The following is a 24,255-nucleotide window of genomic DNA, read 5'->3' as shown; positions in this document are numbered from 1 at the left end:
CTCTCAACGAACTTGTGGGCCGATGAACCGGCTCTTGGCTTCAATGTGGACGTTGTCGTCATCGGCATCCTTGAGGATGAATTTCACCTCGTTGGTGCTCGATGGCAGTTTTTCCGGAGCGATGGACAGTTCGACCGGTTGGCTGAAAATCTCTCCGGCGGCGACCTTGATCTCGCGCTTGCCTTGCAGTTTGAGGTCCGGCAGGCCAGCGGCTTCGAGCAGGTAGGTGTGGTCGCGTTGATCCTTGTTCATGATCTTCAGGCTGTAGACGTTTTCGATCCGGCCTTCGGCGTTCTCACGGTACAGCACGCGGTCCTTGCTGACGTCGAAACCGACCAGCGAACGCATGAAGAACGCGGTCATCAGCAAAGCGATCATCGCCAGCAGCACCGTGGCATAGCCGATCAGGCGCGGGCGCAGTTTATGGGTTTTTTGCCCGGACAGGTTGTGCTCGGTGGTGTAACTGATCAGGCCGCGCGGGTAATCCATTTTGTCCATGATGCTGTCGCAGGCATCGATGCAGGCCGCACAGCCGATGCATTCGACTTGCAGGCCGTCGCGGATGTCGATACCGGTCGGGCAAACCTGGACGCACATGGTGCAGTCGATGCAGTCGCCCAGGCCCATGGCCTTGTAGTCGACGCCTTTCTTGCGCGGACCGCGGCTTTCACCACGACGCGGGTCGTAGGAAACGATCAGGGTGTCTTTGTCGAACATCACACTCTGGAAGCGCGCGTACGGGCACATGTAAATGCACACCTGCTCGCGCAACCAGCCGGCATTGCCGTAGGTGGCGAGGGTGAAGAAGCCGACCCAGAAATACGACCAGCCGTCGGCTTCACCGGTGAAGAAGTCGATGGTCAGTTCGCGAATGGGCGAGAAGTAACCCACGAAGGTCATGCCGGTCACGAAGCCAATCAACAGCCACATCGAGTGTTTGCTGAGTTTGCGCAAGAATTTGTTGGCGCTCATGGGCGCTTTGTCGAGCTTGATGCGCTGGTTGCGGTCGCCTTCGGTGACCTTCTCGCACCACATGAAAATCCAGGTCCAGACACTCTGTGGGCAGGTATAGCCGCACCAGACTCGCCCGGCGTACACGGTAATGAAGAACAGGCCGAAGGCGCTGACGATCAGGATCCCCGAGAGCAGGATGAAGTCCTGAGGCCAGAAGGTTGCGCCAAAGATGAAGAATTTGCGCTCCGGCAGGTTCCACCAGACGGCCTGATGGCCGCCCCAGCTCAGCCAGACCGTACCGAAATACAGCAGAAACAGCCCGGCACCGCCCATCATCCGCAGGTTGCGGAACAGACCGGTGAAGGCGCGGGTGTAGATTTTTTCTCGAGAGGCGTAGAGGTCGACGCTTTTGTTCTTGGCAGGTGTGACGTCGTGTACCGGAATCTGGTTGCTCATCATTGCATCCCACGGCAGTGGAAAAATGCCTCGGTCAGTACATGCCGACCGCGGTCAAAAAGAGGTGTTGCAGTGGCGCAATGATACGCCTGTCGCTCTGGCTCAAGGGTGCGACCTTTGGTCACGTTGGTGGAAATCTACTGACGGTGTAATGACTTGAATCAATTGACTTGTGAATTATGGACGGTTTTCCCGACTTGGGGATCAATCATTCAAAGGGTTGAGCAGCGCAACGCCACTCGCCTGGAATCCGACACGTTGCCCGTGACCACCATCCATGTCGGCATGTCCTGCTCCACAGGAACATTACAAACAATAATCGCCAGTTGTTAGTCTCAAGTATTGGGGGCGGAAATATATTAATTTAATTGGCTTGGATGTGATGTTTGTGGTTTTTGTGTTCTTCGAATAAGTTGTGGCGAGTGCGCTGCAAAGTTGTGGTGCATCTATCAGTTATTAACGGAAACGGAATTCTATGAATATCAAGAAGCGCGCAGGTTTTCTTGCGTGTCTATGGGTGTTGTCGATGGCGCCTGCTGCGCATTCTATTGAAAACGCACCTCGTCATATGGTCTTTGCCTCTGACCCGCAATACCCTTGGACGGAGAAGTCCGACAGTGGTGAAGAGCAATCGGCATCGGACCGTGACAAGCGTTCCCAAGGGTTGATCGAAAGCCAGTTTGCCAATATCGCGGATTTCCGCGGACGGCACGCCGGTCAGGGGCCTGTGCCCTTGATGATCAATGGTGATATGACTGCCTTCGGGCATATTTCCGAGCGTTCGTATATTCGGACGGCACTGAATAAGTACTTCGGAAAAGATTTTTTGTATGGCTTGGGTAATCACGATTATAAAAATAACGTGGGTGATTGTTTTTCTGAAAGTTGTGCGGCTGGGAGCATTGTCGATTACAAGGAACATCACTGGGGCAAAGTAGATAACTTTGATTTGCGCGTGAGTGGTGGCGGTCTGGTTAATAAATATAACGGCAGCCTGGCGTATTCAACTACGGTCGGCGATGTTCATATGGTGCAACTCAACAATGAACCGACGTACGAGGTGGAAATCTCGCACTTTCTTAATCCGACCTCGTTCCGCATCACTCAGGCGCTGGACTGGCTGGAGACTGATTTGCGGCTCGCACGAGCACAGGGCTACATCATCATCGTCAACCTGCATGAGCCCGATCGCTGGGGCAACCCGCAGCAGGTCGAGCGTTTCAACCGGATCATTAATCAGTATGGCGTCACGGCTGTGTTTGCCGGTCATTACCATAGCGATGCGGGCAGCTTCAGGAGTTCGTGGTACTACGGCAAGGTTCCGGTCTTTCTCAGCGGTGGCGCGTCGCAGCAGACCTACCTGATCGCCAGCTTTTCCGAGGATCGCAAGGCCTTGCACATCAATAGGGTCGAGAACAATGACTGGTCGAGTCGCAACACGATAGAGACGGTACCGGTCAAATCGGTCTGGTCAGGCATCCAGTAAAAAAAAGCCCCGCCAGTTCCCTGGCGGGGCTTTTGGTATTGCATCAAGCGTTTGCCTTATTGGGCGTCCGCCACCGGCGCTTTCTCACCGTGAGACAGGCTATAAACGTAAGCCGCCAGCAAGTGAACCTTGTCGTTGCCTTGCAGCTGTTCTTGCGCAGGCATCTGGCCTTGACGGCCGTAACGGATGGTCTGCTGCAGTTGAGCGAAGCTCGAACCGTAGATGAACGCGGCCGGGTGGGTCAGGTCAGGTGCGCCCATCGCGGGGGTACCTTTACCTGCCGGGCCGTGGCACACCGCGCAGTTGGCGGCGAACAGCTTCTGGCCGGCAACCGGATCAGCCTTGGTGCCTTCCGGCAGCTTGCGGCCATCGAGGTTGGTCAGCACGTAGCCGGCAACGTCGGCAACGCCTTGCTCACCAATGACTTCAGCCCATGCCGGCATGACCGCATGACGGCCGCCCATGATGGTGGTCTTGATGGTTTCCGCTTCGCCGCCCCAGCGCCAGTCGGCGTCGGTCAGGTTAGGGAAGCCATAAGCGCCCTTGGCATCGGAACCGTGGCAGACCGAGCAGTTGGAGGCGAACAGACGGCCACCCATCTTCAGGGCTTGCGGGTCCTTGGCCACTTCTTCGATGGGCATGGAAGCGAATTTGGCGAAGATCGGGCCGAACTTGGCGTCCGACTTGGCCATTTCCTTTTCCCACTCGTGAACGCCGGTCCAGCCGCTCTGGCCGTTGGCGAACGCGGTCTGCTTGTCGTTATCGAGGTAGTTGTAACCCGGCAGCAGGCCTTTCCAGTTACCCAGGCCTGGGTACAGAACCAGGTAGCCCAGGGCGAAGATGATGGTGCCCACGAACAGCATGAACCACCATTTCGGCAGTGGGTTGTCGTACTCCTCGATCCCGTCGAAGGAGTGGCCAACCGTTTCTTCAGTGGCTTCGCTGCGCTGGCCCTTGCGGGTTGACAGCAGCAGCCAGGTCAGGGTGAAGATTGTGCCGAGGCTGAGGACTGTGACGTACAGACTCCAGAACGTAGTCATTCTTTGTTACTCCTAGAAGCTTGCTCGACGTGCTTGATGGCTTCGGGATCATCCGCGAAAGGCAGCAAGGTCGCGTCTTCAAACTCCGACTTGCGCTTGGGGCTGAACACCCACAACGCCAGACCGATGAAGGCCACCATCACAACAACGGTGCCCAGGCCACGAATCATCCCGATATCCATCTAAATCACCGTTTGCTTTTGATGATGGTGCCCAGGCCTTGCAGATAGGCCACCAGCGCGTCCATTTCGGTTTTGCCCTTCACAGCATCCTGGGCACCGGCGATGTCTTCGTCGGTGTAAGGGACGCCGAGCGTGCGCAAGACTTCCATTTTCTTGGCGGTGTCTTTGCCGTCGAGCTTGTTTTCCACGAGGAACGGGTAGGCCGGCATTTTCGACTCAGGCACCACGTTGCGCGGGTTGTACAAATGCGCACGCTGCCAGTCATCGGAGTAACGACCGCCGACACGGGCCAGGTCCGGACCGGTACGCTTGGAACCCCACAGGAACGGGTGGTCCCAGACGCTTTCACCGGCAACCGAATAGTGGCCGTATCGTTCGGTTTCAGCACGGAACGGGCGGATCATCTGCGAGTGGCAGCCGACACAACCGTTGGCGATGTAGATGTCGCGGCCTTCCAGTTCAAGGGCGGTGCGAGGCTTCATGCCTTCGACCGGCTTGTTGGTGACGTCCTGGAAAAACAGCGGAACGATCTGGGTCAAGCCGCCGATGCTGACGGCGATAACCATGAAGAAGGCCAGCAGGCCAATGTTCTTCTCGACTGCTTCATGCTTCATCAGTGAGCTCCAACTACAGCAATCTGAGCCGCGGCTTCGGCTTCAGCCGGGTTCGAGGCACGTACGGTACGCCATACGTTGTAGGCCATGAACAACATGCCGCTGGCAAAGAACGCACCGCCCAGGGCGCGAACGATGAAACCAGGATGGCTGGCTTGCAGCGCTTCGACGAACGAGTAGGTGAGGGTGCCGTCGTCGTTGATTGCACGCCACATCAGACCTTGGGTGATGCCGTTGACCCACATCGAAGCGATGTACAGAACGGTACCGATGGTCGCGAGCCAGAAGTGCGTGTTGATCAGGCCGATGCTGTGCATCTGCACACGACCGAACAGTTTCGGGATCATGTGGTAGATGGCGCCGATCGAGATCATCGCCACCCAGCCCAACGCACCGGCGTGCACGTGGCCGATGGTCCAGTCAGTGTAGTGAGACAGTGAGTTGACGGTCTTGATGGCCATCATCGGGCCTTCGAAGGTCGACATGCCGTAGAAGGCCAGCGATACAACGAGGAAGCGCAGGATCGGGTCGGTGCGCAGCTTATGCCAGGCGCCCGACAGGGTCATCATGCCGTTGATCATGCCGCCCCAGCTTGGCGCCAGCAGGATGATCGACATTGCCATACCCAGCGACTGAGCCCAGTCCGGCAGAGCGGTGTAGTGCAGGTGGTGCGGACCGGCCCAGATGTACAGGGTGATCAGCGCCCAGAAGTGCACGATCGACAGACGATAGGAGTAGATCGGACGCTCGGCCTGCTTCGGAACGAAGTAGTACATCATTCCCAGGAAGCCGGTGGTCAGGAAGAAACCCACCGCGTTGTGGCCGTACCACCACTGGATCATCGCGTCAGTCGCACCGGCGTAGGCCGAGTAGGACTTGAACAAGCTGACCGGCAGGGAAGCGTGGTTGACGATGTGCAGCATCGCCGTCACAACGATGAAGGCACCGTAGAACCAGTTACCCACATAGATGTGCTTGGTGTTGCGCTTGGTGATGGTGCCGAAGAACACCACGGCGTAGGTGATCCAGACAATGGCCAGCAAAATGGCGATAGGCCATTCCAGTTCTGCGTATTCCTTGGACGTGGTGTAGCCCAGCGGCAAGGAAATGCCTGCGCCGACGATCACCGCTTGCCAACCCCAAAAGGTGAAGGCCGCGAGACTGTCGGAAATCAGTCGCGTTTGGCAGGTTCGCTGCACGACGTAATAAGAAGTGGCAAACAGTGCACAACCACCGAAGGCGAAAATCACCAGGTTGGTGTGCAACGGGCGCAGGCGTCCAAAGCTCGTCCATTCCAGACCGAAGTTCAACTCCGGCCAGACCAGTTGCGAGGCAATGAAGACACCGAGCCCCATGCCAAGGATCCCCCAGACCACCGTCATGATGGCGAACTGGCGGACTACCTTATAGTTATAAGCAGTCGGACTGATTGCTGTGCTCATTCTAAGGTTCCACGGTTTGGGTGTTTTATTAGGAGTAAAAATCGGCCGCAAGTATGGAGAAAGCGAGGGGTCATTGCAACGCGCCATGACCTGGGTCAATGCTTTCAAAAGCTGATTCTGCGGCCTTTCCATGCGCCGCGTAGGGACAAAATTGCCCAAGGGCAAAATGTCGCGGCAGACGAAATTGGTGAGGGGTTCAGGTCGGATGTAACGAGGTGTGTTCAAACCCAACGATCGGGTGACAGATGGCAATTGGCAGGACAGCCGGTATCTACCAGCCTTTGCGGCTTGTCATCGAGCAGATTCGTCAAACACATCGGGTCGGGTCGACCTGGAACCGGCTCACGCCAGTCCGCATCGAAGCAAGCTTAGCCCCGAATCTGGGGAACTGAAAGGAGGACTAACGGAGGGTGCGACAATGGGTCGCAAAGGGGCAGGGAACTGCCGCATCCGGGAGAATGCGGCAGCAGAGCGGTCGAGATTTATTCGTGTTTGCCTTCAGCCTGCAAACGCTCGGTGCTCAGACCCTGAGACAAGCTGTAAACGTAAGCGGCCAGCAGTTGCACCTTGTCGTTACCGAGTAGTTCGTTCTGCGCCGGCATATGGCCCTGGCGGCCATGACGAATCGTTTGTTCAAGCTGCGTCAGGCCTGTTCCATAGATAAAACCGGCTGGTTGCGTCAGATTCGGCGCGCCCATGGCTTCAGTGCCCTGGCCGTTTGCCCCATGACAGGCTACACACAGGGTGCTGAACGCTTGCTGTCCGGCGTGCAGATCGGCACCGCTGTCGGCAGGCAACGGCAGGCCGGCCAGGTCATGCCGCACATACGCCGCGACATTCTTCACTCCGGCATCACCGAGGATTTCACCCCAGGCCGGCATCGCGGCCATACGACCGCCCATGATCGTGGCTTTGATGGTGTCGGCATGACCGCCCCAGCGCCAGCTGTTGTCAGCCAGGTTCGGGAAGCCAAAGGCGCCCTTGGCATCAGAGCCGTGGCAGACCGCGCAATTGGAGGCAAACAGGCGACCGCCCATTGTCAGCGCTTGCGGATCCTTGGCCACTTCTTCCACGGGCATCGCCGCGAATTTGGCGAAGATCGGTCCGAACTTCGCATCCGACTTGGCCATTTCCTTTTCCCACTCGTGGACGCCGGTCCACCCGTCCTCGTAACCCGGCAGAACGCCTTTCCAGTTGCCCAGCCCTGGGTAAAGCACCAGATAGCCCACGGCAAACACCAGCGTGCCGGCGAACAGCATGAACCACCACTGCGGCAGCGGGTTGTCGTACTCCTCGATGCCGTCGAAGCTGTGGCCCATGGTCTGGTCGACGCTGCCCTTGGTTTCGCCCTTGCGGGTGCCGATCAGCAGCCAGGTCAGGCCGATCAGGCTGCCGATGGTCAGTACGCAGATCCACGTACTCCAGAAGGTGGTCATGGCCGGGTACTCCTTGTTGTTGCAGGTTCTTGGGTGATGACGCTGTCAGGCTGCGGCTCGTCGGCGAACGGCAGCAAACGCGCTTCGGCAAATTCCGGATTGCGCTTGCCATTGAACACCCAGAGCGTCAGGCCGACAAAGGCCACGAACACCACGACCGTGCCCAGGCCGCGGATCATTCCACTGCTCAATTCGCTACTTATTCCAAAGAACATGGCCATGACTCACCTCTTGCTCTTGATGGATGTGCCAAGCACTTGCAGGTAAGCGACCAGTGCATCCATTTCGGTCTTGCCCTTGAGCGAGGCGACTGAGCCTGCGATGTCGTCGTCGGTGTACGGCACGCCGAGGGTGCGCATCGCCTTGATCTTGCTTTCGGTGTGGCTGCTGTCGAGTTGATTGTCCACGAGCCACGGATAGCCGGGCATTTTCGATTCCGGCACCACGTTGCGCGGGTTGTACAAGTGCGCGCGGTGCCAGTCTTCGGAGTAGCGACCGCCGACCCGAGCCAGGTCCGGACCGGTACGTTTCGAGCCCCACAGGAATGGGTGATCCCAGACACTTTCACCGGCCACCGAGTAGTGGCCGTAGCGTTCGGTCTCGGCGCGAAACGGGCGGATCATCTGCGAATGGCAGCCGACGCAGCCTTCGCGGATGTAGAGGTCGCGACCTTCCAGTTGCAGCGCGGTGTAGGGCTTCATGCCTTCCACCGGCTTATTGGTCACGTCCTGGAAGAACAGCGGGACGATCTGGGTCAGGCCGCCAATGCTCACGGCCAGCACCATCAACAACATCAGCAGGCCGACGTTTTTCTCGATTGTTTCGTGTTTCATGGCGGCCTCCTCAGGCGATCTGCGCGGCAGCGGCGACTTCGGCAGGCTGTGAGGCCCGCACGGTGCGCCAGGTGTTGTAGGCCATCAGCAACATGCCGCTGAAGAAGATCGCACCGCCCACCAGTCGCACGACGAAGCCTGGGTGGCTGGCCACCAGGGTTTCGACGAAGGAGTAGGTCAGCGTGCCGTCTTCATTGACTGCGCGCCACATGAGGCCCTGAGCGATGCCGTTGACCCACATCGAAGCGATGTACAGCACGGTGCCGATGGTGGCGAGCCAGAAGTGCGCGTTGATCAGGCCGATGCTGTGCATCTGCGTGCGGCCAAAGATTTTCGGGATCATGTGGTACAGCGCGCCGATGGAGATCATCGCTACCCAGCCGAGGGCGCCAGCGTGAACGTGGCCGATGGTCCAGTCGGTGTAGTGAGACAGCGCGTTGACCGTTTTGATGGCCATCATCGGCCCTTCGAAGGTCGACATGCCGTAGAACGCCAGCGAGACCACGAGGAAGCGCAGGATCGGGTCGCTGCGCAACTTATGCCAGGCGCCCGAGAGCGTCATCATGCCGTTGATCATCCCGCCCCAGCTTGGCGCGAGCAGGATCAGCGACATCACCATGCCCAGCGACTGCGCCCAGTCCGGCAGCGCGGTGTAGTGCAAGTGGTGCGGGCCGGCCCAGATGTACAGGGTGATCAGCGCCCAGAAGTGCACGATCGACAAGCGGTAGGAATACACCGGACGCTCGGCCTGTTTCGGCACGAAGTAGTACATCATCCCGAGGAAACCGGCGGTAAGGAAAAAGCCTACGGCGTTGTGCCCGTACCACCACTGAACCATGGCATCGGTCGCACCGGCATACACCGAGTAGGACTTGGTGAAACTCACCGGCAGCTCAAGGTTGTTGACGATGTGCAGAATCGCCACGCTGATGATGAATGCACCGAAGAACCAGTTGCCGACGTAGATGTGTTTGGTCTTGCGCGTCGCCAGCGTGCCGAAGAACACCACGGCGTAAGCGACCCAGACGATGGTGATCAAAATGTCGATCGGCCATTCCAGCTCGGCGTATTCCTTGGAGCTGGTGTAACCCAGCGGCAAGCTGATGGCCGCCAGCAGGATCACCACTTGCCAACCCCAGAAGCAAAACGCGGCAATTTTCGGCGCGAACAGCTGGGTCTGGCAAGTACGTTGCACCGAATAGAAAGAACTCGCAAACAAGGCGCAGCCGCCAAAAGCGAAGATCACTGCGTTGGTGTGCAGCGGGCGTAGACGCCCGAAGCTGGTCCACGGCAGATTGAAGTTAAGTTCAGGCCAGACCAATTGAGCCGCGAGAAAAACCCCGAGGCCCATGCCGACGATGCCCCACACCACCGTCATAATGGCGAATTGGCGGACCACCTTGTAGTTGTAGGCGGTACTGATAGAAGTGTTCATGGTTCCCCATCCACGGTTCAGCCGAAGTGAAAGGCGTTTGCGCAAGGCAGACGCTCCCTTCGCCTGGAGTTATAGGCAGACTAAAAGCGAGGCAAGCATGGACAAAGAGCACAAGGCCAGTATTGACGGGGGTCAATGGGCGCAGTGTGTGGCGGAACATGGCTGGCTGTGGGACGCCGCCTCGGCGCCGTCATCGACGACGCTGATTCTGGCTCACGGTGCCGGTGCACCGATGGACAGTGGCTGGATGAACGACGTGGCTGCGCGCCTTGCTGCTCAAGGCGTCAATGTGCTGCGCTTCGAGTTTCCCTACATGGCACAACGACGCATCGATGGTGGAAAACGTCCACCGAACCCTGCGCCAAAGTTGCTGGAGTGCTGGCGTGAGGTGTATGCCGTGGTGCGACGCCATGTCGCTGGACGTCTGGCCATTGGCGGCAAGTCCATGGGCGGGCGGATGGCGAGTTTACTGGCCGATGAGTTAGGGGTGGATGGGTTGGTGTGTCTGGGTTATCCGTTTTATGCGGTGGGCAAACCGGAGAAACCTCGGGTCGAGCATCTGGCCGCGCTCAAGACACCGACGTTGATAGTGCAGGGTGAGCGGGATGCGCTGGGGAATCGTGAGGCCGTCGAGGCTTATACGTTGGCACCGAGTATCGAGGTGTTCTGGCTGGTGGCGGGGGATCATGACTTGAAGCCGTTGAAGGCTTCGGGGTTTACGCATGAGCAGCATTTGGAAGCTGCGGCGCAAAAGGTAGCTGATTTCCTTGGTTAAGTGATCGTTCCCACGCTCTGCGTGGGAACGATCAGGACGATCAGCGGTTAAACCGCTCCACCAACGAATACTGAGTATTCGCCGTCTTCGTCAGCTCTTCACTCAACAACGCCGAGTGTTGAGCCTGTTCCGACGTCTGATCCGCCAGTTGCGAGATGTTGCTGATGTTGCGGCTGATTTCTTCGGCGACAGCGCTTTGCTCTTCGGTTGCGGCGGCAATCTGGGTAGTCATGTCGGTGATGTTGGCCACCGCTTCGCTGATCCCCACCAGTGCCTGGTCCGCTTCCAGTACCCGCGCCACACCTTCTTCGGCCTGGCGATGCCCGGCTTCCATGGTTTGCACCGCGGTGCTGGCGGTTTGCTGGAGCTTGGCGATCAGCGCGTGGATCTGCCCGGTGGATTCGCTGGTGCGTTGCGCCAGTTGACGGACTTCGTCGGCAACCACCGCAAACCCACGCCCCATCTCGCCGGCACGGGCCGCTTCGATGGCGGCGTTCAAGGCCAGCAGGTTGGTCTGGTCGGCGATGCCTTTGATCACATCGACCACGCCACCGATTTCGTCGCTGTCCTTGGCCAGTTGGTTCACGGTCATACCGGTTTCACCGACCACCACCGACAGACGCTGGATGGCTTCGCGAGTTTCCCCGGCGATGTCGCGGCCGCGACCGGTGAGGCGATTGGCTTCCTGGGTGGCGTCGGCAGTGCGCTGCACGTGGCTGGCGACTTCTTGAGTGGTAGCCGCCATCTGGTTGACGGCGGTGGCCACTTGCTCGGTTTCGACGCGCTGGCGTTCCAGGCCGGTGGAGCTTTTGTGCGCCAGGGTGTCGGACTGTTTCGCTTGCTCGGTCAGGTGCTCGGCGGTGTCCTGCAGACGGGTCAGGCAGGTTTTCAGGCGGGCTTCCTGGCTGAGGATCGACATCTCCAGACGTGCTTGAGCGCCACGGCTGTCGGTGTACATCTGCGCGATCAGCGGGTCGGAGGTCGTCTGTCCGGCCAGTTGCAGCAGACGCTTGAGGCCGCGCTGTTGCCAGCTCAAACCCAGCAAGCCCAATGGCACAGAGAGACCGGCGGCCAACGCAAAACCCCATTGGGAGTTGAGCGACGCACCGATCATGAAGCTCAGTTGGCTGACCAGAATGAACGGCAGCCAGTCCTGCAGCACCGGCAGCCATTTGTCTGTTGAAGGAATCGCCGACTTGCCCTGGTTGATGCGTTGGTAGAGTGCTTCGGCACGCTGGATCTGTTCGGCGGTGGGTTTGATCCGCACCGACTCGTAACCGACCACCTGGTTGCCGTCGAAAACCGGTGTGACGTAGGCGTTAACCCAGTAGTGATCACCGGTTTTGCAGCGATTCTTGACGATGCCCATCCATGGCAAGCCTTGTTTCAGTGTGCCCCACATGTGCGCGAACACCGCGGCCGGAACGTCAGGGTGACGGACCAGGTTATGCGGCGCACGGATCAGCTCTTCACGAGAAAACCCGCTGATCTCGACGAACGCATCGTTGCAGTAGGTGATCACGCCTTTGGCATCGGTGGTGGAAATCAACCGTTGCTGAGCCGGGAAGGTCCGTTCGCGTTGTGTATTGGGTTGGTTGTTACGCATGGCAGTTTCAATCCGCAAGGCTTTGACTGGTTGTCGGCGCTGTCAGGAATTAGTTGAAATTTTTTTTCAGTAATCAGCATTGCGTCGCAAAACGGCCATTGCGTCAGCCGGCGAGCATCGGATAGGTGAACAGGCCGAAGTGCAGCAAGTTCGAGCCGAAATGGGTGGCGATGGCGGCCGCCAACCCAGCACGACAGTGATCCCGGCCCACCAGCCGAGTCGGCCGCAGATCAGTGGATGTTGCGAGGGGGGCGATTATAAGCAGCACACAAACAAAAACACCGCCCGAAGGCGGTGTCTGTGTCAGCAGGCTGTTACGAGGCAATCAACTGCCGCAACACGTAATGCAAAATCCCCCCTGATTTGAAGTACTCCACCTCGTTAAGGGTATCGATCCGGCACAGCACCTCGATTTTCTCGCGGCTGCCGTCTTCACGGGTGATCACCAGCGTCAGGTTCATCCGCGGTGTCAGCTCGACGCCTGTCAAACCCAGAATATCCAGCGTCTCCTTGCCGGTCAGGTTCAGGCTCTTGCGGTTTTGATCCAGCTTGAACTGCAAGGGCAACACGCCCATGCCCACCAGATTGGAACGGTGAATCCGTTCGAAACTTTCGGCAATGACCGCTTTCACACCCAGCAGATTGGTGCCCTTGGCCGCCCAGTCGCGGCTCGAACCGGTGCCGTATTCTTGCCCGGCAATCACCACCAGCGGCGTGCCTGAGGCTTGATAAAGCATGGCCGCGTCGTAGATCGGTATTTTCTCCCCGGTGGGCATGTAGATCGTATTGCCGCCTTCTTCGCCGCCGAGCATCTCGTTACGGATGCGGATGTTGGCAAAGGTGCCGCGCATCATCACTTCATGATTGCCGCGACGCGAGCCGTAGGAGTTGAAGTCCCGCGGTTCTACGCCTTTCTCGCGCAGGTAATGGCCCGCCGGGCTGTCAGCCTTGATGTTACCGGCCGGGGAGATGTGGTCGGTCGTCACCGAGTCGCCGAGCAGCGCGAGGACCTTTGCACCGACGACGTCTTTGACCACCGGCGCCGGGCCTCCGATGTCATTGAAAAATGGCGGGTGCTGGATGTAAGTCGAATCGTCTTGCCAGACATAGGTCGCCGCTTGCGGCACTTCAATCGCCTGCCACTGCTCGTCGCCGGCAAACACTTCGGCGTATTCCTTGTGGAACATCGCGGTGTTGACCTGGTTCACCGCGTCGGCGATCTCTTGGGTGCTTGGCCAGATGTCCCGCAGAAAAACCAGATTGCCCTCTTTGTCGGTACCCAAAGGCTCGCTGCTGATGTCGATGCGCACCGTGCCGACCAGCGCGTAAGCAACGACCAGCGGTGGGGAGGCCAGCCAGTTGGTTTTCACCAGAGGATGCACGCGACCTTCGAAGTTGCGGTTGCCCGACAGCACCGAGGCGACGGTCAGGTCGGCTGCCTGAATGGCTTTCTCGATGGGCTCCGGCAAGGGGCCGGAGTTGCCGATACACGTGGTGCAGCCGTAGCCGACCAGTGCAAAACCCAGTTCATCAAGGTACTGGGTCAGGCCGGCAGCCTTGTAGTAGTCGGTGACCACTTTCGAGCCTGGGGCCAACGAACTCTTGACCCACGGTTTGCGCTTGAGGCCTTTCTCCACGGCTTTCTTCGCCACCAGGCCGGCGGCCATCATTACGCTCGGATTGGAAGTGTTGGTGCAGGAGGTGATCGCGGCGATCACCACCGCGCCGTTTTTCAGGCGATAAGTCTGACCGTCGTACTCGTAGTCCGCTTCGCCGACCAGATCGGCATTGCCCACCGCGACGCCACCGCCGCCTTCACTTTCGAGACGACCGACTTCCTTGCTGGTGGGTTTGAATTGCAGTTCGATGAAGTCACTGAACGCTTGCGCGACATTTGGCAGCGATACCCGGTCCTGGGGGCGTTTCGGCCCGGCAAGGCTGGCCTCAACACTGCCCATGTCCAGCGCCAGGCTGTCGGTGAACGCCGGTTCCTGGCCCGGCAGGCGCCACAGGCCCTGAGCTTTGCTGTAGGCCTCGACCAGTTTCACGGTTTCGCTGGGGCGACCGGATAGACGCAGATAGTCCAGGGTGATGTCGTCCACCGGGAAGAAGCCGCAGGTGGCGCCGTATTCCGGGGCCATGTTGGCGATGGTCGCACGGTCGGCCAGCGGCAGGTCGGCGAGGCCGTCGCCGTAGAACTCGACGAATTTGCCGACCACGCCTTTCTTGCGCAGCATCTGGGTGACGGTCAGCACCAGGTCAGTGGCGGTGATGCCTTCCTTGAGCTTGCCGGTGAGTTTGAAGCCGATCACTTCCGGGATCAGCATCGACACCGGTTGGCCCAGCATCGCCGCTTCCGCTTCGATCCCGCCGACACCCCAGCCGAGCACACCGAGGCCGTTGATCATGGTGGTGTGGGAGTCGGTGCCGACCAGAGTGTCCGGGAAGGCATACGTGCGGCCGTCCTCTTCCTTGGTCCAGACCGTGCGCCCCAGGTATTCCAGATTCACCTGGTGGCAGATCCCGGTGCCCGGGGGCACCACGCTGAAGTTGTCGAAGGCGCTTTGGCCCCAGCGTAGGAACGCATAACGTTCACCGTTGCGCTGCATTTCGATGTCGACGTTCTGTTCGAAGGCACTTGAACTGCCGAATTTGTCGACCATCACCGAGTGGTCGATCACCAAGTCTACCGGCGACAACGGATTGATCCGCTGTGGGTCGCCGCCGGCCTTGGCCATCGCGGCGCGCATGGCGGCGAGGTCGACCACGGCAGGCACGCCGGTAAAGTCCTGCATTAATACCCGCGCGGGACGGTATTGAATTTCGCGGTCGGAGCGACGCTCCTTGAGCCAGGCGGCAATCGCCCTGAGATCGGCGCCGGTGACGGTTTTTTCGTCTTCCCAGCGCAGCAGGTTTTCCAGCAGCACTTTCAACGACATGGGCAGCTTGTCGAGATCGCCCAGGCTTTTGGCGGCATCCGGCAAGCTGAAATAGTGATAGGTCTTGTCGTCGATTTGTAAGGTTTTAAGGGTTTTCAGGCTATCGAGGGACGGCATTGAAATAACTCCTTTGGGTCCGCACGGCTACGGACTGACGGGACAGACAGAGCCTTTAACCTAGCCCTGTTCATTCGTTAAAGCTAATAACTGGACTCTATGGCCGAGTCCAAGGTTGCGAACTCGGCTATCATGCGCCGGTTTTCGTGACAGGCTTTGCTTCAACGCAAGTCTGGGCATCGCGCAGTGGCTGAATTCTTCGCCAACTGCCCAGGAGTAAGAATGAACACCCTCTTTATGCATTGCCGGCCGGGCTTCGAAAGCGAAGTCTGTTCCGAGATTGCCGAACACGCCGCGCGGCTGAACGTGGCCGGTTATGCCAAGGCCAAGACTGCCAGCGCCTGCGCTGAATTTATCTGCACCGAAGAAGACGGCGCCCAGCGCCTGATGCGTGGTCAGCGTTTCGCCGATCTGATCTTCCCGCGCCAATGGGCTCGCGGGATCTTCATTGATCTGCCGGAAACCGACCGCATCAGCGTAATCCTCGCCCACATGGCAGACTTCCCGCTGTGCGGCAGCCTATGGCTGGAAATGGTCGACACCAATGATGGCAAGGAACTGTCGAACTTCTGCAAGAAGTTCGAAGGCCACCTGCGCAAGGCGCTGATGGCGGCTGGCAAACTGGTTGAAGATGCCCATAAACCGCGTCTGCTGCTGACTTTCAAAAGTGGCCGCGAAGTGTTCATGGGACTGGCCGAGTCGAATAACTCGGCGATGTGGCCGATGGGCATTCCGCGCCTGAAGTTTCCGCGTGAGGCGCCGAGCCGTTCGACGCTGAAACTGGAAGAGGCGTGGCACCACTTCATCCCGCGCGATCAGTGGGATGAGCGTCTGCACAGTGATATGACTGGCGTCGACCTTGGCGCCGCGCCCGGCGGCTGGACCTGGCAACTGGTCAATCGCGGCATGCTGGTGACCGCGATCGACAACGGTCCGATGGCCGAAAGCCTGATGGACACCGGTCTGGTGCAACACTTGATGGCTGACGGTTTCACCTTCAAGCCCAAGCAACCGGTGGACTGGATGGTCTGCGACATCGTCGAGAAACCGGCGCGCAACGCCGCGATGCTGGAAGAATGGATTGGCGAGGGGCATTGCCGCGAAGCGGTGGTCAACCTCAAGCTGCCAATGAAACAGCGTTACGCCGAAGTGAAGCGATTGCTGGAGCGCATTGCCGACGGGTTCAAGGAGCGCGGTATTCGGGTCGAGATCGGCTGCAAGCAGCTGTACCACGACCGTGAAGAAGTGACGTGCCACTTGCGCCGGCTCGATGTGAAGAAACCCAAGTCCCGCTGATTTTGTGCACTGATCGTTCCCACGCAGAGTGGGAACGATCAGCTGTCAGTGACTAGACACCCGGCAATGCGCGACAATGCCGGCACGTTTCAGGAGTGACTCATGAGTGAAATGATAGATGCGCCGGTAGACGGCACCCTCGACGCCACCGGCCTCAACTGCCCGGAACCGGTGATGATGCTGCACCAGCACATCCGTGACCTGGCGCCCGGCGGTTTGCTCAAGGTGATCGCCACCGACCCGTCGACCCGTCGCGACATTCCCAAGTTTTGCGTGTTTCTCGACCACGAACTGGTCGCGCAGCACGAAGAGGCAGGCACCTACCTCTACTGGATCCGCAAGAAACTCGCTTAACCTGCCGAATGACTGATACGAATCCGCTTGCGTGCGCTGCGCGTCAGGCGGATCGACAGCATCAGCGCCGCGCAACTCAAGCCGACGATCAAACCCTGCCACAGCCCGCTCGGGCCGCCCGGCGTACCAAACCAGTCGGTCAGGCCCAGCGCGTAACCCACCGGCAAACCAATCCCCCAGTAAGCGAACAGCGTCAGGATCATCGTCACCCGAGTGTCCTGATAGCCGCGCAACGCACCGGCTGCAGTCACCTGGATCGCATCGGAGAACTGGAACAGCGCCGAATACACAATCAGCATTGCCGCGACCTGAATCACCGTCGGATCAGCTGTGTAGATCGTTGCGATGTGTTCACGCAGCAACAGCATCATGCTCGCGGAAACGCACGCATAAGCCAGCGCCGTGCCCATGCCGACGCCGGCGGCGAAGCGTGCTTCACGAGGTTCACCACGGCCCAGTGCCTGGCCGACGCGCACGGTGACGGCCATTCCCAGCGAGTAAGGGATCATGAACACCAGGGAGCTGACGTTCAGCGCAATCTGGTGGCCCGCCACGACAGTCGCGCCGAGGCTGCCGATAAGGAGGGCAATCACCGCGAAGATACTCGATTCGGCGAACACCGCAATGCCGATCGGTAGGCCGATGCCCAGCAGGCGTTTGATCACCGACCATTGTGGCCAGTCGAAGCGGCTGAACAGCTCGCTTTTCTGGTAGGACGGCGCCCAGCGTGTATAGGCCATCATGCCGAGGGCCATGAACCACATCACAATCCCCGTCGCCCAGCCACAACCGGCACCGCCCATGGCGGCCACGCCCAAGTGGCCATAAATGAAGACGTAGTTCAGCGGGATGTTCAACGCCAAGGCGCACAAACCGAGGATCATCGCCGGGCGAGTGCGGCCCATGCCGTCACTGAAACAGCGCAACACATGGTAGAACGCGACCGCTGGTAAACCGGCGGCAATGCCGTGGAGGTATTGCATGCACGGGCCGATCAGCTCGGGGTCGACCTTCATGATGTGCAGGATGGGTTCGGCGGCGATGAGCATGCCGGTCGCCATCAACCCCACCACCAAGGCCAGCCACAGCGCCTGACGCACAATCGGGCCGATCTCGCTGTGGTTGCCGGCGCCGAAACGCTGGGCGACTTTGGGCGTGGTGGCCAACAGAGTGCCGGTCATCAACAGAAACACCGGCACCCAGATCGAGTTGCCCAGTGCCACGGCCGCCAGATCCCGTGGCCCGACCCGACCCGCCATCACCGCATCGACGAAGCCCATGGCAGTGGTCGCCAGTTGCGCGATCATGATCGGCAGGGCCAGGCCGAGCAGGTTTTTCAGCTCCAGGCGAACCCGGGCCGGGCGGGTGAGGGAAGTAGCGGCGAGGCGGTCAGTCACGGAATTCAAGGGCGAAACGTCCAAAGATATTGATGCGCTAGGCGGCGCATTCTACGCCCTGACGCAGTGGTCAGGAAAAGAGCTGTGTTGCGGATTTGTAATCGACGTACGACGCAGTCCCTGTAGCAGCTGGCGAAGCCTGCGTTCGGCTGCGTAGCAGTCGCGAGACCTGAGCATGCGATTTTCCTGAATCACCGCAGAGCCTGATTTCACGACTGCTACGCAGCCGAACGCAGGCTTCGCCAGCTGCTACAGAGACTGTGCAATGCTTGCTGGCTCACACTGGTCATCTCCGCCTACACTGCCGATCCGCCAAAGGAGCCTGCCATGCTGATTGTTGCCGACGAAAATATCCCGCTGCTCGATGCCTTCTTTGAAGGTTTCGGTGAAATCCGCCAAGTGCCGGGACGCTCCATTGATCGCGCCACCGTCGAACAGGCCGATGTGCTGCTGGTGCGTTCGGTGACTAACGTTAACCGCGCGTTGCTCGAAGGCAGCAAGGTACGCTTTGTCGGCACCTGCACCATCGGCACTGATCACCTGGACCTGGATTACTTTCAGCGGGCCGGCATCACCTGGTCCAGCGCACCTGGCTGCAATGCCCGCGGCGTGGTCGACTACGTGCTCGCCAGTCTGCTGACCCTGGCCGAAATCGAAGGCGCTGACCTGACGCAGCGCACCTACGGCGTCGTCGGTGTCGGTGAAGTGGGCGGCCGTTTGGTCAAGGTTCTGCAAGGTCTGGGCTGGAAGGTGCTGGTCTGCGATCCGCCAAGACAGGCCGCTGAAGGTGGCGATTACGTCAGCCTCGAACAGATCATCGAGCAGTGCGATGTCATCAGTCTGCACACGCCGTTGAAGAAACACGGCGCTCAGGCGACCTGGCATCTGTTCGATAAAAACCGATTGAACCGGCTCAAATCCGGTACCTGGCTGATCAACGCCAGTCGCGGTCCGGTGGTGGACAACGCCGCCCTGCGCCAGGTGCTGCTGCAACGTGAAGACCTGCAAGCGGTGCTGGACGTTTGGGAGGGCGAGCCTGAGGTCGATGTGGCGTTGGCCGATCTCTGCGTGCTGGCGACCCCGCATATCGCCGGTTACAGCCTTGATGGCAAACAGCGCGGGACCGCGCAGATCTATGAGGCGTATTGCACATTTATCGGGCAACCGGCCCAGGTCGCCTTGAGCGATTTGCTGCCGTCGCCGTGGTTGTCGCAAGTGACCTTGAACGCTGAAAGCGATCCGGCCTGGGCGCTGGCCATGTTGTGCCGTGGCGTGTACGACCCGCGCCGCGACGATGCGGATTTCCGTCGCAGCCTTGTAGGCAGCGTGAACGAGCAGCGTGCGGCGTTTGATTCACTGCGCAAGCATTATCCGCAACGACGGGAGATTGATGGGTTGAAGGTGCAGATTGACGGGGATTCTGCGGTATTGCGGCAGATCGTAGCAGCCTTAGGCGCAACAGCAATCTAAAGATCCTGACCGGGCCCCTGCAAAAGCTACAAAACAACCAACCAACCATAAAAAACCCGGCCGTCAGGGGCCGGGTCAAGAAGAAGGTGGCTATATCACTTTTGTTCGGCAGGCTTGACCAATCGCTGCTCCAGTTCGCGGCAAGCGTCCTGGATCATGCCTTCAGTGATCGGTACTTCGTGCCCATCCTTATCGATCATTGAGCAACCCAGAGACTGGTCTGGCTGTGTGCGGATCACTTCAATCTTGTCATCACTGCTGTTTTGCAAGGACATGGCCTGTCTCCTCATCAGGTTGTGTGCTTACTGTAGAACCGCCAAGTGACCGGGCTGTGACAACTCCCTGCGATCTTTTCTGGACGGCGACATCAGTCCACCAGAAATACCGCGGTGTTGCCACCCGGACTTTAGACCAATACCGTCTAGGGCCTAGTCTTTGCGGTCATAATTAACCTGACTCATTATGATTTACAGCGTTCAATCCCATCGACCGGTGTACGCTTCGCGTCAAACCCTATTGGTTGCGCCATCGAATGATCTCCATCCTCTCATCCCGTCAACGGCGCGCCATGCGCCTGGCTTTGCGTTTCGTCGCGCCCTATCGATTGCCGGCCTTCGGTGCCTTGCTCGCATTGATCGTCACGGCGGGCATCACCTTGTCCATGGGGCAGGGGATTCGCCTGCTGGTGGATCAGGGTTTCATGACTCAGTCACCGCATTTGCTCAACCAGTCCATCGGCCTGTTTATGCTGCTGGTGGTCGGCCTTGCGATTGGCACCTTTGCGCGTTTTTACCTGGTCTCATGGATCGGCGAGCGCGTTGTCGCGGACATCCGCCGTCAGGTGTTCAACCATCTGATCTACCTGCACCCAGGATTTTACGAAGACAATCGCAGCTCCGAAATTCAGTCGCGCCTGACTGCCGATACCACGTTGCTGCAATCGGTGATCGGCTCTTCGCTGTCGCTGTTTCTGCGCAATCTGTTGATGGTGATCGGCGGGATCGTCCTGCTGTTTATCACTAACCCCAAGCTCACTAGCATCGTGGTGGTCGCGTTGCCGTTGGTGATCGCGCCGATCCTGATCTTTGGCCGTCGGGTGCGTAGCCTGTCGCGCCTGAGTCAGGATCGGATTGCCGATATTGGCAGCTATGTCTCCGAAACCCTGGGCCAGATCAAAACCGTGCAGGCCTACAACCATCAGGTCCAGGACGAACAGCGCTTTGCCGTAACGGTGGAGGACGCCTTCAGCACCGCTCGCAAGCGGATCTTCCAGCGGGCCTGGCTGATTACTCTGGTGATCGTGCTGGTGCTTGGCGCGGTCGGGGTGATGCTCTGGGTCGGCGGAATGGATGTCATCGCCGGGCGGATTTCCGCGGGCGAGCTGGCAGCGTTTGTGTTTTACAGCCTGATCGTCGGCAGCGCATTCGGCACGTTGAGCGAAGTGATCGGCGAACTGCAGCGTGCCGCCGGCGCCGCCGAGCGGATAGCCGAGTTGCTGCGCTCGGAGAACATTATCCAGCCACCGACCACTGGCCTGGTGACCTTGCCTGAACGGGTGAAGGGTGACCTGGTGCTGCAAGACGTGCGCTTTTCCTACCCCTCGCGTCCCGAGAGCTATGCCGTTGATGGTTTGAATCTGACCATCAATGCTGGCGAAACTGTTGCATTGGTAGGACCCTCCGGTGCCGGCAAGTCGACGGTGTATGACTTGCTGCTGCGCTTTTACGACCCGGTCGAAGGACGCATCCTGCTCGATGGCGTGCCGCTGACTCAACTCGACCCGTTGGACCTGCGCCGCTGCTTCGCCCTGGTCTCGCAAACGCCGGCACTGTTCTTTGGCAGCATCGAAGAGAACATCCGCTACGGCAATCCGACGGCAACCCTGGCCCAGGTTCAGGACGCGGCGAAAATCGCTTACGCCCACGACTTCATCGAGCAAATGCCCAACGGCTACCAGACCCATCTTGGCGACGGTGGCCTCGGTTTGTCCGGCGGCCAGCGCCAGCGCTTGGCCATTGCTCGGGCGCTGCTGGTCGATGCGCCGATCCTGCTGCTGGACGAAGCCACCAGCGCCCTCGACGCACAGAGCGAGCACCTGATCCAACAAGCCCTGCCGAGCCTGATGAAAAACCGCACCACGCTGGTCATTGCCCACCGGTTGGCTACGGTGAAAAACGCTGACCGGATCGCGGTGATGGATCAGGGGAAACTGGTAGCGGTGGGCACACATCAGGAATTGATTGCGAGCAACGCGCTGTATGCGCGGTTGGCGGCGTTGCAGTTCAGTGACGGGCGCCATGCCCCAATCGACCCAGTAACCGACTAAGTAACCGACCCAGTAGAGCTCCCAAAAAAATGCCCGCATCAATCGACGCGGGCATTTTTGTCAGCGCTTCACAGCAGACTCATTGATCGTCAAAGTAGCGCTCATGCCAATCCACCAGTGGCTGCGGTGAGTTGAGCTTCTGGCCGTAGATCACCGAATACGACAGCACGTTCTGCACGTACTGGCGGGTTTCGTCGAACGGGATGCTTTCCACCCACACGTCGAAGCTCAGGTGGTCCGCACCGCGCAGCCACTGACGCACGCGGCCCGGGCCGGCGTTGTAGGCGGCGGAAGCGAGGACGCGGTTGCCGTTGAACTGACTGTGGACCTGGCTCAGGTAAGCGGCGCCGAGCTGGATGTTCTTGTCCGGGTCGAACACTTGCTGCGGCGAGGCCAGCGGGATGCTGAACTTGCGCGAGGTCTCCTTGGCGGTGCCGGGCATGAGTTGCATCAGGCCGCTGGCGCCGACACCAGAACGGGCGTCGACCATGAAAGCACTTTCCTGACGGGTGATGGCGAACACCCAGCTCGAATGCAGGCCACGAACCTTGGCTTCGCGCACCAGGGTTTCGCGGTGGGCCATCGGGAAACGGATGTCCAGGTCGTCCCAGTACTTCGCCTGACTGATGGTGCGGATTGCCGGGAAATACCATTTCAGGTCGTAAGCCAGTTTCGCCTGGGCAACCATTTCGTCGCGGCTGAAGTGGCGGCTGACGTGGTACCACTCGCGGCGACCGTCGACGATCTGTCCGCGAGCGTGAAACTCAAGCGCCCGACGCACGCCTGGGGTATTGCGGACCTTGTTGATCAGCGTCTGACTGAGCACCAGCGGTTTGTTGTTCAGCGAGTAGGGCAACTGCGAGCGATCCGCCGCGAGGAACCCATAAAAATCACGTTCGCGGGCGAGGCCCTTATAAAGCGTCTGCGCTTCCGGGTTCTGCGGCTGCGCCAGTTCCAGGCTACGGGCCTGCCAATAGCGCCAGCGATTGGTGGTCGCCAGATCCGGCGGCAGGCGGCGAGTCAACTGATAGGCATCGTCCCAGCGGGCCAGGCGCAGCAACAGACGCAAGCGCCATTCGGACACCGTGTTGTCACGCAGTTCCGGGTCGTATTTAGTCATCATGTCCAGCGCGCGGCTGTCGAACCGTTTAGCCAGGGACAGGCCGATTTCCCGGGCGATCGCCACTTTTTCGTCACGGGAGAAGTGCATGCTGCTGGCATAACTATCGAGCATCTGCATCGCCCGGTCAGGATCCTGCCGCGCCAGACGGCGCAGGCCAAGGCTGACCACGTCGGACATCGGCTCGTCGGCCGGAATGAACCGTGAAGGAGCGTTGAGCAGTTCGGGTTTCTGCGCCACCTCCACCAGCAAACGACCGCGAGGGGCGAGGGTGGTCAGTCCGTTGACCAAGCTGTTGGCCAACGGATAGTTGCGTGCCTGGGCGGCAAGCTTGGCGCGCTCCCAGCGTTTCTGCTCGGTCAGTTGACCTTCGGCGGCCCAAATACCAAACAGCGCATCGCACGCGGCGGGTTGGGATTTGCCGGTCAACCAGAGTTTATTGGCGTTGGCGTAACCCTCGGATTTCTGGTTATGCCCGATCTGATACTGCGCGTTCAGGCAGTCCAGTTCGGTGAAATTGAGCTTGGGGTCGTAGTACTTGACGAAGGTCGCCCAGTCGCCGCGTTCGGCCAGCCAACGCAACCAGCGCAACTTCATCCAGTTGGCCTGGGGCAGGTCACCGTGCTCGGCGAGGAATTTCTCGATTTCGGCATTGCTCGCGGTTTTAAGGCGGGCGGTCAGTTCGTCATACGCCAGGTACGGCTCAAGCGGGTAATCGCGGAGGGCCTGGCTGTAACGGAAATAAGGACCGGTATCCCCCTTGGCGAGGGCACGCTTGGCTTCATCGTAATACTGGCGCTGGGTGGACAGGTCCACCGCCTGGGCGGTTTGAACGGCAGTGGCAGAAAGAAGAAAACAGGATAAAAGACTGAAAAGGCGACTGCGCATGAGACGTCCGGGCAGAGAAATCATGACAAGCGCGGGCAATGCCCGCGCTGAATTATCTGTAGCTTAGCCTTTTGCCAGCAGCGGGCGAA

General features: G+C 59.4%; 20 protein-coding genes and 1 pseudogene. 6 read left to right on the top strand and 15 right to left on the bottom strand.

Annotated features, from left to right (window positions below):
- Positions 1-3: 3 nt before the first annotated feature.
- Positions 4-1,410: a cytochrome c oxidase accessory protein CcoG gene (gene ccoG / locus QK293_RS20620; protein WP_282380427.1), complete on the bottom strand. Its 1,407-nt coding sequence runs from the start codon at positions 1,408-1,410 to the stop codon at positions 4-6.
- 475 nt (positions 1,411-1,885) lie between these two features.
- On the opposite strand from ccoG, the gene QK293_RS20615 reads away from it, so the two are divergent.
- The gene (locus QK293_RS20615) at positions 1,886-2,896 is read left to right on the top strand and encodes a metallophosphoesterase (protein WP_282380425.1); all 1,011 of its coding nucleotides are present in this window, start codon (positions 1,886-1,888) and stop codon (positions 2,894-2,896) included.
- Positions 2,897-2,952: 56 nt separating this feature from the next.
- Here the strand turns inward: QK293_RS20615 and ccoP (QK293_RS20610) are convergent, their stop codons facing one another.
- The 8 genes from ccoP (QK293_RS20610) to ccoN (QK293_RS20575) all read right to left on the bottom strand — a co-directional run bounded on the left by ccoP (QK293_RS20610) (position 2,953) and on the right by ccoN (QK293_RS20575) (position 9,878).
- Positions 2,953-3,936 (bottom strand): cytochrome-c oxidase, cbb3-type subunit III, encoded by a 984-nt coding sequence (gene ccoP, locus QK293_RS20610; RefSeq protein WP_282380423.1) that lies wholly within the window; start codon positions 3,934-3,936, stop codon positions 2,953-2,955.
- On the bottom strand, positions 3,933-4,118 hold the full coding sequence (locus QK293_RS20605; RefSeq protein ID WP_003175465.1) for a CcoQ/FixQ family Cbb3-type cytochrome c oxidase assembly chaperone: 186 nt from the start codon (positions 4,116-4,118) through the stop codon (positions 3,933-3,935). Before QK293_RS20605 ends, ccoP (QK293_RS20610) begins: the two co-directional genes overlap by 4 nt.
- Before the next feature lie 5 nt (positions 4,119-4,123).
- The gene (gene ccoO, locus QK293_RS20600) at positions 4,124-4,732 is read right to left on the bottom strand and encodes a cytochrome-c oxidase, cbb3-type subunit II (protein ID WP_017337535.1); all 609 of its coding nucleotides are present in this window, start codon (positions 4,730-4,732) and stop codon (positions 4,124-4,126) included.
- A complete protein-coding gene (gene ccoN / locus QK293_RS20595) occupies positions 4,732-6,174 on the bottom strand; it encodes a cytochrome-c oxidase, cbb3-type subunit I (protein ID WP_282380417.1) in 1,443 nt (480 codons plus the stop codon). The genes ccoO (QK293_RS20600) and ccoN (QK293_RS20595) overlap by 1 nt, the downstream gene beginning before the upstream one ends.
- A gap of 482 nt (positions 6,175-6,656) precedes the next feature.
- Entirely contained in the window at positions 6,657-7,610 is a 954-nt protein-coding gene (ccoP, locus tag QK293_RS20590; RefSeq protein WP_282380415.1) for a cytochrome-c oxidase, cbb3-type subunit III, read from the bottom strand.
- Positions 7,607-7,813, bottom strand: coding sequence for a CcoQ/FixQ family Cbb3-type cytochrome c oxidase assembly chaperone (locus QK293_RS20585; protein ID WP_282380500.1), 207 nt, complete (start codon positions 7,811-7,813; stop codon positions 7,607-7,609). Before QK293_RS20585 ends, ccoP (QK293_RS20590) begins: the two co-directional genes overlap by 4 nt.
- Positions 7,814-7,834: 21 nt before the next feature.
- Positions 7,835-8,443 carry a cytochrome-c oxidase, cbb3-type subunit II gene (ccoO, locus tag QK293_RS20580; protein WP_282380411.1) on the bottom strand — a complete coding sequence of 203 codons (609 nt, stop codon included), beginning with the start codon at positions 8,441-8,443 and terminating at the stop codon, positions 7,835-7,837.
- 10 nt (positions 8,444-8,453) lie between these two features.
- The gene (gene ccoN / locus QK293_RS20575; protein ID WP_282380409.1) at positions 8,454-9,878 is read right to left on the bottom strand and encodes a cytochrome-c oxidase, cbb3-type subunit I; all 1,425 of its coding nucleotides are present in this window, start codon (positions 9,876-9,878) and stop codon (positions 8,454-8,456) included.
- Positions 9,879-9,975: 97 nt separating this feature from the next.
- Between ccoN (QK293_RS20575) and QK293_RS20570 the strand changes: the two genes are divergently transcribed.
- Complete coding sequence (locus tag QK293_RS20570) at positions 9,976-10,653, top strand: alpha/beta family hydrolase (protein WP_282380407.1); 678 nt, start codon at positions 9,976-9,978, stop codon at positions 10,651-10,653.
- 40 nt (positions 10,654-10,693) lie between these two features.
- On the opposite strand, the gene QK293_RS20565 is transcribed toward QK293_RS20570, so the two are convergent.
- The 3 genes and pseudogenes from QK293_RS20565 to acnA form a co-directional block, all read right to left on the bottom strand.
- On the bottom strand, positions 10,694-12,259 hold the full coding sequence (locus QK293_RS20565; protein ID WP_282380405.1) for a PAS domain-containing methyl-accepting chemotaxis protein: 1,566 nt from the start codon (positions 12,257-12,259) through the stop codon (positions 10,694-10,696).
- Positions 12,260-12,362: 103 nt separating this feature from the next.
- A pseudogene (locus QK293_RS20560) lies at positions 12,363-12,446 on the bottom strand (CPBP family intramembrane glutamate endopeptidase); the annotation flags it as partial.
- A 127-nt stretch (positions 12,447-12,573) separates the two neighbouring features.
- Positions 12,574-15,315 carry an aconitate hydratase AcnA gene (gene acnA, locus QK293_RS20555; protein ID WP_282380403.1) on the bottom strand — a complete coding sequence of 914 codons (2,742 nt, stop codon included), beginning with the start codon at positions 15,313-15,315 and terminating at the stop codon, positions 12,574-12,576.
- Positions 15,316-15,537: 222 nt separating this feature from the next.
- Between acnA and rlmM the strand changes: the two genes are divergently transcribed.
- Positions 15,538-16,611, top strand: a complete 1,074-nt coding sequence (rlmM, locus tag QK293_RS20550; RefSeq protein WP_282380401.1) for a 23S rRNA (cytidine(2498)-2'-O)-methyltransferase RlmM — start codon at positions 15,538-15,540, stop codon at positions 16,609-16,611.
- Positions 16,612-16,713: 102 nt separating this feature from the next.
- Positions 16,714-16,965 carry a sulfurtransferase TusA gene (gene tusA / locus QK293_RS20545; RefSeq protein ID WP_282380399.1) on the top strand — a complete coding sequence of 84 codons (252 nt, stop codon included), beginning with the start codon at positions 16,714-16,716 and terminating at the stop codon, positions 16,963-16,965.
- On the opposite strand, the gene QK293_RS20540 is transcribed toward tusA, so the two are convergent.
- Positions 16,962-18,371, bottom strand: coding sequence for an MATE family efflux transporter (locus QK293_RS20540; protein WP_282380397.1), 1,410 nt, complete (start codon positions 18,369-18,371; stop codon positions 16,962-16,964). The genes tusA and QK293_RS20540 overlap by 4 nt on opposite strands.
- A 318-nt stretch (positions 18,372-18,689) precedes the next feature.
- On the opposite strand from QK293_RS20540, the gene pdxB reads away from it, so the two are divergent.
- The gene (gene pdxB / locus QK293_RS20535; protein ID WP_282380395.1) at positions 18,690-19,832 is read left to right on the top strand and encodes a 4-phosphoerythronate dehydrogenase PdxB; all 1,143 of its coding nucleotides are present in this window, start codon (positions 18,690-18,692) and stop codon (positions 19,830-19,832) included.
- Positions 19,833-19,927: 95 nt separating this feature from the next.
- On the opposite strand, the gene QK293_RS20530 is transcribed toward pdxB, so the two are convergent.
- Positions 19,928-20,107, bottom strand: coding sequence for a PA1571 family protein (locus QK293_RS20530; RefSeq protein ID WP_282380393.1), 180 nt, complete (start codon positions 20,105-20,107; stop codon positions 19,928-19,930).
- Between the two features lie 257 nt (positions 20,108-20,364).
- On the opposite strand from QK293_RS20530, the gene QK293_RS20525 reads away from it, so the two are divergent.
- A complete protein-coding gene (locus QK293_RS20525) occupies positions 20,365-22,158 on the top strand; it encodes an ABC transporter transmembrane domain-containing protein (protein WP_282380391.1) in 1,794 nt (597 codons plus the stop codon).
- A 79-nt stretch (positions 22,159-22,237) separates the two neighbouring features.
- Here the strand turns inward: QK293_RS20525 and QK293_RS20520 are convergent, their stop codons facing one another.
- A complete protein-coding gene (locus QK293_RS20520; RefSeq protein WP_282380389.1) occupies positions 22,238-24,166 on the bottom strand; it encodes a transglycosylase SLT domain-containing protein in 1,929 nt (642 codons plus the stop codon).
- Positions 24,167-24,255: the final 89 nt, after the last annotated feature.

This window comes from Pseudomonas sp. AL03 (assembly GCF_029960815.1).
In the GTDB taxonomy this organism is placed as follows: Bacteria; Pseudomonadota; Gammaproteobacteria; order Pseudomonadales; family Pseudomonadaceae; genus Aquipseudomonas.
This window is presented reverse-complemented; position numbering and strand designations above follow the sequence as displayed.